Below are 5,549 nucleotides of genomic sequence, written 5' to 3' on the forward strand. Positions count from 1 at the left end.
AGGAGGTGCAGCGAAGCAAACCGTAGCCGCTGCGCCCGGATCGATCCCGGAGCGAAGGGACCCGAGCTTGCGAGGGCCGTACGTAGGAGCAAGCGTTTTTTGCTTACTTTTTTAGGCGCTTGTAAAAAAGTAAGTCGCCGTAAGGGCGAAACCGCCAGCCGCACCCCCCGAAGCAACGGATATGCACCCAAAACCCAAAGAGCATGGTCGGCCCACAGGCCGCCACGCCCACAAAAAATCAGAACGCCGTAACCCCCCCATCCACCGCCAACGAATGCCCCGTCGTAAATGCCGCCCCATCGCTGCACAAATACAACACCGCGCTGGCAATCTCCCCGACCGTACCAATGCGCCCCACCGGATGCATGGCATTGGCAAATTCGCCCTTCTTCGGGTCCGCCTCATAAGCACGACGGAACATATCGGTATCGATCACCGCCGGACACACCGCATTGACGCGGATCTTCTTCTTCGCATATTCGATCGCCGCCGACTTGGTCAGCCCGATCACCGCATGCTTGGAGGCCGCATAAATGCTCATCTTCGGCGCCGCACCCAACCCCGCCACCGACGCCGTATTGACGATCGCCCCGCCGCCCTGCGTCAGCAGCAATGGCAACTGATATTTCATGCACAGCCAGACGCCTTTGACGTTAACCCCCATGATCGCATCGAACTCATCCATTGAACCGTCGGCCAGTTTGCCCTTCTCGATCTCGATGCCGGCGTTGTTGAAGGCGTAATCGAGACGGCCGTAGGTATTGATGACTTCGTCCATCAGATTTTTAACATCGCTCTCGACGGTCACGTCGCAACGCACGAAGGATGCTTCGCCACCGGCAGTACGAATCAGCGCCACCGTGCTCTCGCCGCCTGCCGCATCGAAGTCGGCGACCACTACTTTCAGGCCTTCGGCAGCAAACGCCTGAGCGGTCGCGCGGCCAATGCCGTTGGCCGCTCCGGTAACGACAACGACTTGACCGGAAAACGTCATGCTCATGCGGGTGTCCTCGAACGCTGGATATGCCGAAACGGCTGGAAAGTGCTGAGTGGCAGCATAGCCATCGCGCTCGGTCGCACGTCAGCACTATCCACACAGCGGTTATGCGCCCATGAACCGCAGTGATTAACCCATAACCTGAACTATCACCGCACTGGATCGACGTGCATTCGCCGCGTCAGCCAACCTTGCACCATCGCCGCCGAGGGTCTATCAACAAAGCTTCATTCCGTTCGAGTGCCTGTCATGACCAACCAGACCAATCGCCAGTTCCTGCTCGCCAAACGCCCGGTGGGTGCGGCCAGCCGCGAGACCTTTACCTATCAGGAAGTGCCGGTCGGCGAACCGGCTGAAGGACAGATTCTGGTGAAGAACGAATACCTGTCCCTGGACCCGGCCATGCGCGGCTGGATGAACGAGGGCAAGTCCTACATTCCGCCGGTCGGTATCGGTGAAGTCATGCGTGCGCTGGGCGTAGGAAAAATCATTGCTTCGAACAATCCGGGCTTTGCTGTCGGCGACTACGTCAACGGCGCCATCGGCGTGCAGGATTATTTCCTCGGCGAGCCAAGAGGTTTCTACAAGGTCGATCCGAAACTGGCCCCGCTGCCGGTGTATCTGTCCGCGCTGGGCATGACCGGCATGACCGCCTACTTCGCCCTCCTCGATGTCGGCGCGCCAAAGGCTGGCGACACCGTGGTGCTGTCCGGTGCGGCCGGCGCGGTGGGCAGCGTTGCCGGGCAGATCGCCAAGCTCAAGGGTTGCCGGGTGGTCGGCATTGCCGGTGGCGCCGACAAGTGCAAGTTTCTCATCGACGAACTGGGCTTTGACGGTGCCATCGATTACAAGAGCGAAGACGTTATTGCCGGGCTTAAACGCGAATGCCCGAAGGGCGTCGACGTGTATTTCGACAACGTCGGCGGTGACATTCTCGACGCGGTGTTGAGCCGCTTGAACATGAAGGCGCGCGTGGTGATCTGCGGCGCAATCAGCCAGTACAACAACAAAGAAGCGGTCAAAGGTCCGGTCAATTACCTGTCGCTACTGGTCAACCGCGCGCGGATGGAAGGCTTCGTGGTGATGGACTACGCCGCACAGTACGCCAGTGCCGCGCAGGAAATGGCCGGGTGGATGGCCAAGGGGCAACTGAAGAGCAAGGAAGATATCGTCGAAGGCCTGGAGACGTTCCCGGAAACCTTGATGAAATTGTTCAACGGCGGGAATTTCGGCAAGTTGGTACTGAAGGTCTAAATTCACCGCAAAACAAATGTAGGAGTGAGCCTGCTCGCGATAGCAGTGTGTCAGTCACAATGTATGTAACTGTCAGACCGCTATCGCGAGCAGGCTCACTCCTACACGCAGATACGTGTTGCTCAGGCGATCTCGGCCACAACCGAAGCCAGCGCCTGGGCCGGATCGGCCGCCTGGCTGATCGGACGTCCAATCACCAGATAATCGGAACCGGCATCCAGCGCCTGACGTGGGGTCAGAATGCGGCGCTGGTCGTCCTGCGAACTGCCGGCCGGACGAATCCCCGGAGTCACCAGTTGCAATGACGGGTGCGCGGCTTTCAGTGCGGTGGCTTCCAGCGCCGAACAGACCAGACCGTCCATTCCGGCTTTCTCGGCCAGTGCCGCCAGACGCAGCACCTGTTCCTGCGGCTCGATGTCCAGACCGATGCCGGCCAGATCCTCACGCTCCATGCTGGTCAGCACGGTCACGCCGATCAGCAATGGCTGCGGGCCGCTGCGCTTGGCCAGCTCTTCACGGCAGGCCGCCATCATGCGCAGGCCACCGGAGCAATGCACGTTGACCATCCACACGCCCATCTCCGCAGCGGCTTTCACGGCCATCGCGGTGGTGTTGGGAATGTCATGGAATTTCAGATCGAGAAACACTTCGAAACCCTTGTCACGCAGGGTGCCGACGATTTCCGCGGCGCAACTGGTGAACAGTTCCTTGCCCACTTTGACCCGGCACAGCTTCGGGTCCAACTGGTCGGCCAGCTTCAGTGCGGCGTCACGGGTGGGGAAATCCAGGGCGACGATGATAGGAGTCTGGCAGGCGGACATGAATGGGCTCTCAGGCAGGTCGAAATCGGCGCGCATTGTAGCGGAACCGGCGGCAGCGCGGCACCCGATGATCGGTAAATCGTCGTGCCGACGCTGATCAGCATAGCGCTCGCTGCTATTGTGTCGACTTCGATACACAGCCGACACGCCGCCAACATGCACCCGCATTAGTCTCGCCAGCCGCAACACGTCCTTACAACAGCACTTCCCGCCTCACGGCCGGACGCCTATGCTGAAAACCACCACCTCGCAGCCCATCTTTTTGTGGTTGGCGGCCTACTGGCAGACGAACAGCCCCATGCACAACACCCAAACGCCCGCTACGGATGAGCCCAAAGACGACAAGCGCTGGAGCATTCGTGCCCTGATCGTTGACGACGACGTGCCGATCCGCGAGTTGATGATCGATTACCTCTCGCGCTTCAACATCCACGCCAGCGGTGTCACCGACGGTGCGGCGATGCGCCAGGCGATGCAGGCCGAACATTTCGACGTCGTGGTGCTGGATCTCATGCTGCCGGGTGAAGACGGTTTGTCGCTGTGCCGCTGGCTACGCGCCGAATCGGACATCCCGATCCTGATGCTCACTGCCCGCTGCGAACCCACCGACCGCATCATCGGCCTCGAACTCGGGGCCGACGACTACATGGCCAAGCCGTTCGAGCCGCGCGAACTGGTGGCGCGCATCCAGACGATTCTGCGCCGCGTGCGCGACGACCGCAGCGAACAGCGAGCCAATATCCGTTTCGATAACTGGCGCCTGAACAGCGTCATGCGCCAGTTGATTGCCGACAATGGCCTGGTGGTGCCGCTGTCCAACGCTGAATTCCGCCTGCTCTGGGTATTTATCGAACGTCCGCGGCGGGTGCTCAGCCGCGAACAATTGCTCGACGCCGCCCGCGGCCGCTCGATCGAAGCATTCGACCGCAGCATCGATTTGCTGGTGTCGCGCCTGCGACAGAAACTCGGCGATGACCCGAAAGCGCCACATCTGATCAAAACCGTGCGCGGTGAGGGATATCTGTTCGACGCACGGGACATCGGCTGATGCGGGCGCGCTTCGACACGCTGTTCGGACGCCTGTTCGGCGTGCTGTTCGTGGCGATCGTCCTCGCGCACCTGCTGGCGTTCAGCTGGTTCCGCCTGTACGGCCCGCCCCCGCCTCCACCACCGCCGGAGTTTTCCCAAGGTGCCGAGGGGCAACAGTCGCCGCCCGACCCGCGTTACCCGCACCGCCCACCGCGTCCGTGGTTCGGTGGCCCGGTGGTGCCGCTGACCTTTCAGTTCATCACCTTGATGATCGCGGCATGGTACGGCGCCAAACTGCTCAGCCGCCCGATCCAGCGCCTGAGCGATGCCGCCGAACGCCTCAGCGAGGATCTCGACAGCCTGCCACTCGACGAGTCCGGCCCACGCGAAGCGCGACAAGCGGCCTCCACCTTCAACCTGATGCAACGGCGTATTCGCGAACAGGTCCAGCAGCGCGCGCGCATGCTCGGCGCCGTCTCCCACGATCTGCGCACACCGCTGTCACGACTGAAACTGCGCCTGGAAAACCTCAGCGACGAAAAGCTCCAAGGCCAGATGCGTCAGGATCTGGACGACATGATCAGCATGCTCGACGCCACCCTCACCTACCTCCACGAACAGCGCACCAGCGAAGCCGTGCAACTGATGGACGTGCAGGCGCTGGTCGAATCGCTGTGCGAAAACGCCCAGGACCAAGGTGCCGACGTGCAAGTCAGTGGTCATTGCGCCCCGTTGCCGGTACAGCCAATGGCACTGCGTTCGTGCCTCAACAACCTGCTCGACAACGCCCTGCGATACGCCGGCCAGGCGCGCATCGAACTGCACGATCAACGCGAACAACTACTGATCCACGTAATCGACCATGGCCCCGGGATTGCCGAAGACCAACGCGAAGCCGTGTTCGAGCCCTTTTACCGACTGGAAGGCTCACGCAATCGCAACTCCGGCGGTGTCGGCCTGGGCATGACCATTGCGCGCGAGGCTGCACAGCGTTTGGGTGGACAGTTGAATCTTCAAGAAACCCCGGGCGGTGGATTGACCGCCGTGATTCGCCTGCCGCGGACCTGAAAACACAATGGTCCTCGGTAGAAAGTACAAGTATCTGGATGTGGCGGCCTGAGTTGAGCCGGCAGTTGCGGTCAGCCTGAAAAGCCCCTCATCGGAACGCCGCCCGCCTAGCCCTCTCCCAAAGGGAGAGGGAACTGACCGGGGTGATTGGGAGAGTTATGCCGACGCGAAATACCGAGTCGAACACAAATTCTGAAAAGCCCAAAGATCGGCTCCCTCTCCCTCGGGAGAGGGCTGGGCGGGCGGCGTTCCGATGAGGGGCGAATCCACCGAAAATCTCCAGCCATGCGGCGCTTCTCACCACTCAACAATGAGCGCCAGCTCGAGTGCTCTTGATCTTGATCTTGCCTAACCAGCGACATCGGAAGGCTGAGTGGAGG

The 5,549-nt window shown here is 61.0% G+C and carries 5 protein-coding genes; 3 read left to right on the forward strand and 2 right to left on the reverse strand.

Features of this window, described 5'->3' with window-relative positions:
* Nucleotides 1-238: 238 nt before the first annotated feature.
* On the reverse strand, nucleotides 239-1,000 hold the full coding sequence (locus ACYYKW_RS26340; RefSeq protein WP_464991576.1) for an SDR family oxidoreductase: 762 nt from the start codon (nucleotides 998-1,000) through the stop codon (nucleotides 239-241).
* A gap of 246 nt (nucleotides 1,001-1,246) precedes the next feature.
* Between ACYYKW_RS26340 and ACYYKW_RS26345 the strand changes: the two genes are divergently transcribed.
* Nucleotides 1,247-2,251 (forward strand): NADP-dependent oxidoreductase, encoded by a 1,005-nt coding sequence (locus tag ACYYKW_RS26345; protein ID WP_464991577.1) that lies wholly within the window; start codon nucleotides 1,247-1,249, stop codon nucleotides 2,249-2,251.
* 122 nt (nucleotides 2,252-2,373) lie between these two features.
* Here ACYYKW_RS26345 and pyrF read toward each other — a convergent pair whose 3' ends face one another.
* Nucleotides 2,374-3,072 carry an orotidine-5'-phosphate decarboxylase gene (gene pyrF, locus ACYYKW_RS26350; protein ID WP_172833249.1) on the reverse strand — a complete coding sequence of 233 codons (699 nt, stop codon included), beginning with the start codon at nucleotides 3,070-3,072 and terminating at the stop codon, nucleotides 2,374-2,376.
* 298 nt (nucleotides 3,073-3,370) lie between these two features.
* On the opposite strand from pyrF, the gene ACYYKW_RS26355 reads away from it, so the two are divergent.
* On the forward strand, nucleotides 3,371-4,120 hold the full coding sequence (locus ACYYKW_RS26355; RefSeq protein WP_336356329.1) for a response regulator transcription factor: 750 nt from the start codon (nucleotides 3,371-3,373) through the stop codon (nucleotides 4,118-4,120).
* Nucleotides 4,120-5,169 (forward strand): sensor histidine kinase, encoded by a 1,050-nt coding sequence (locus tag ACYYKW_RS26360; protein WP_464991578.1) that lies wholly within the window; start codon nucleotides 4,120-4,122, stop codon nucleotides 5,167-5,169. Before ACYYKW_RS26355 ends, ACYYKW_RS26360 begins: the two co-directional genes overlap by 1 nt.
* The last annotated feature ends 380 nt before the right edge of the window (nucleotides 5,170-5,549 follow it).

This window comes from Pseudomonas sp. 15C, assembly GCF_055484735.1.